Genomic DNA, 3032 nt, shown 5'->3' on the forward strand with positions numbered 1-3032 from the left:
GTCACCTCCGCGAGGACCGCGCGTGTCCCTCCGAGGCCGCCCCACAACAGCGTCCCGCGTCGGGCGGCGTTCGCCGCGCCCTCCGCGAAGGCTCGGGCCTCGGCCCGTCTCTGCGCGTCACGGACGGCGGTGAGGACGTCCGTCGTGGTGAGCCACTCGGCGTGTCCGGGGACGCGGCGCGTGATCCACCACGTGTCCGGTCCGCCAGGCGGCCGCGTTCCGTCCGGAAGGTGCGGTGACGCGGGGAGTTCGGCCGCGTCGAGGGCCGCGCTGATCCAGGCGGTGAGGAGCGCGTTGCGGCTCGGTCGGGCGAGGGCGTCCGCGTAGTGCCGGGTGATGAGGTCGTCGACGCGCTCGAGCAGGGCGGGGTCGAGTCGGAGGCTGGCGAGTTTCTTGCTGGACGGCACGCACGAGCGTAGCACGCGAGGGTGTAGCAGGGTGTAGCACCTTGCTACACCCTGCCGGAGCGGGCGTGTGGCGTACGTCCTGCGCGTATGCTGGGAGGCATGCGCGCGTCCTCCTCACCGTCGTGGTCTTCCCTGCCGAACCTGCCGACCCGCTCCGGGAGGCGCGCGTGAGCGGACGCCGCGACACCCTGATCCACGCGATGGACGCCCTCGACGTGGAAGCCGCGCTGAGGCTCGTGCGGGGGCACGCCCGGCGCGGCGTCGTCAGCGACCACACCCTGGAGTCCTACCGCGCGGGGCTCGTCCGCTTCTTCGGCTACGTCCGCCAGCACCACCTGCGCGTCGTCGACCTCGACCGACTCGAAGCGGGCCTCTACCGCGACGAGCTGCGCCGCACCTTCCGCGCCGCGACCGTCGTGGCGCGCCTCGCGCCCGTCAGGCAGCTCTACCGCGCCCTCCTCATCGAGGAAGTCACCACCCGCGACCCCTTCGCGGAGGTCGTCGTTCCCAAACCGAAGGACGCGCCCCCGAGGCCCTACGCGCAGGCGGAGGTGGACGCCATGCTGGACTGCGGCCTCACCGCCACCGAGGAGGTCCTCGTGCTGCTCGGCGCGAACGGCGGCCTCAGACGCGACGAGATGCTGCGGCTCACCTGGGGTGACGTGGACCTCGCCGCGAACCGCATGAAGGTCTTCGGGAAGGGCCGCAAGGAACGCAGCGTCCGCGTCTCCCGCTCCCTGCGCGCCGCGCTCCATCGCCTCGCCGAGGAACGCGCGGACACTCCCGCCGAGGGCCGCGTCCTCGGCTTCGACGCCACGCATCAGCTCGTCTACGCCCTCGAAAAGATCGTCACGCGCGCCAAGGTGCCCTGGCGCGGCGTGCACTCCCTGCGCCGCGCCGCCGGCTCACGCCTCCACCGCGAGACGGGTAGCCTGCAGGCCGCGCAGAAGCTTCTCGGTCACGCGTCCATCGAGACGACCACCCGCTACACCTTCCACGACGACACGCACGACGCCAAGGTCGAAGACTGGTGACCGCCGGAGGTGACGACGAACGGGCCGGCCGGGCGGAAAGGACGGGAACGGCGTGCCGCCGGACCGACGGGGAGAAGGGGGTCTTCCCTCCTGGATTCGAATGGAGGCATGCACCGAAAGGGACGGTGGTAGTGAAAGTATTCACGATACTCCCGGGATCGTGAGCTTTTTTGCTCATATATGAAGCAACGGCGAACCGGGGGCGTCCTCTCACGGCGTGCTCGACGGGGATTCGAGCGCGAGGACACACCTTGGCTCATCGGACTCGCATTTTTCTGCCTTGAACAGAATATGATTCTGTTATAAGCTAAACTCATGAAGCTGAGCGATGTCCAGAGACGACTGGCTGCCCCCTTCCCCGCCCACCTCGTGGCCTGGAAGGCGCAGGCCGTCAGCCGCGACCGCAAACGCGCCCTCATGGTCGCCTACGTCGACGCGCGCGCCGTCATGGACCGCCTCGACGCCGTCTGCCCCAACGACTGGACCTTCGAGATCGAGATCGTCCAGGGCGCCCACGTCCCCACCGTCAAGGGCCGCCTCACCATCCTCGGCCAGACCCGCGAGGACGTCGGAGAAGCGACCGGCGAGGGAGACGCCGCCACCCTCAAGGCCGCCACCAGCGACGCCCTCAAGCGCGCCGCCGTCCACTTCGGCATCGGCCGTTACCTCTACGACCTCCCCCTCGACTGGACCGACTGGGACGACACCCGCCGCGCGCCCGTCCACGCGCCCGAACTTCCCGAATGGGCCCGCCCCGAGCCCGAACGCACCCCCGGCGGCGCGCACCTCGTCCAGGCCCTCGAACAGCTCCGCTTCGAACTGCCCGCCGACCTCGCCGCGCAACGAGAGGTCTACAAGCACCTCCGCGCCGCCCTCAGCGCCCTCAGGCCCGACCACGAGGACCAGGCCGCCTAGCCAGCACGCCGGGGAGACGGCAGAGGAGCGCCCCCCGGCGGGGGGCGCTCCTCACGGTTCAGACGCGCGTCGCCTCGCCCGACTGACGGATGCTCAGCACCTTCGACGCGCCCGACGCGTCCGTCGTGACGCCCCACAGGCTCGACGCGACCTCCATCGTCGCCTTCTGGTGCGTCACCAGCACGAACTGCGCGCCGCGCGCCGCGAAGACCTCCAGGAACCGCGTGAAACGCCGGATGTTCGCCTCGTCGAGCGGCGCGTCCACCTCGTCGAGCACCGCGAGCGGCAACCCGCGATCCTCCGCCGCGTGCCCCAGCGCGAACAGGAACGCCAGGCCCGCCATCGTCCGCTCACCCGCCGAGAGCAGGTTCATCGCGCGGGTCCGCTTGCCCTTCGGCTGCACCCCGAGCCGCAACCCCACCAGGAAACCACGCTCGTCACGCTCGCCCGAGAGGTCCCCCTCACCGCCGAGCAGTTCACGCGCGTACACCGAGAAGGCCTCCACCACCCGCTCGAACGCCGCCGCGAGCCGCACCTGCCCGTCACGCTCCAGCTCGTCGAGGGACGCGCGGAGCTCCGCGGCGGCCGACTGCGCGTCCGAACGCTCACGCGACAGCTCGTCGAGCCGGGCGCGCTCCACCGCGTACTCCTCCTCCGCCCGGGCGTTCACCACGCC

Annotated in this window: 4 protein-coding genes; 2 read left to right on the plus strand and 2 right to left on the minus strand. The window is 71.1% G+C overall.

What is annotated here, in order from left to right:
* Positions 1-407, minus strand: a 407-nt coding sequence (locus DEIPI_RS38935) for a hypothetical protein (RefSeq protein ID WP_169737019.1), incomplete at its 3' end; no start/stop codon positions are given.
* A 167-nt stretch (positions 408-574) separates the two neighbouring features.
* Here DEIPI_RS38935 and DEIPI_RS28425 point away from each other — a divergent pair.
* Both DEIPI_RS28425 and DEIPI_RS0104255 read left to right on the plus strand, forming a co-directional pair.
* Complete coding sequence (locus tag DEIPI_RS28425) at positions 575-1441, plus strand: tyrosine-type recombinase/integrase (RefSeq protein WP_052351612.1); 867 nt, start codon at positions 575-577, stop codon at positions 1439-1441.
* Positions 1442-1756: 315 nt separating this feature from the next.
* Entirely contained in the window at positions 1757-2356 is a 600-nt protein-coding gene (locus DEIPI_RS0104255; RefSeq protein ID WP_027480958.1) for a Rad52/Rad22 family DNA repair protein, read from the plus strand.
* Positions 2357-2414: 58 nt separating this feature from the next.
* Here DEIPI_RS0104255 and DEIPI_RS0104260 read toward each other — a convergent pair.
* A partial coding sequence (locus DEIPI_RS0104260) for an AAA family ATPase (protein WP_027480959.1) occupies positions 2415-3032 on the minus strand: 618 nt, incomplete at its 5' end.

Source organism: Deinococcus pimensis DSM 21231, from assembly GCF_000519345.1.
GTDB lineage: Bacteria > Deinococcota > Deinococci > Deinococcales > Deinococcaceae > Deinococcus_A > Deinococcus_A pimensis.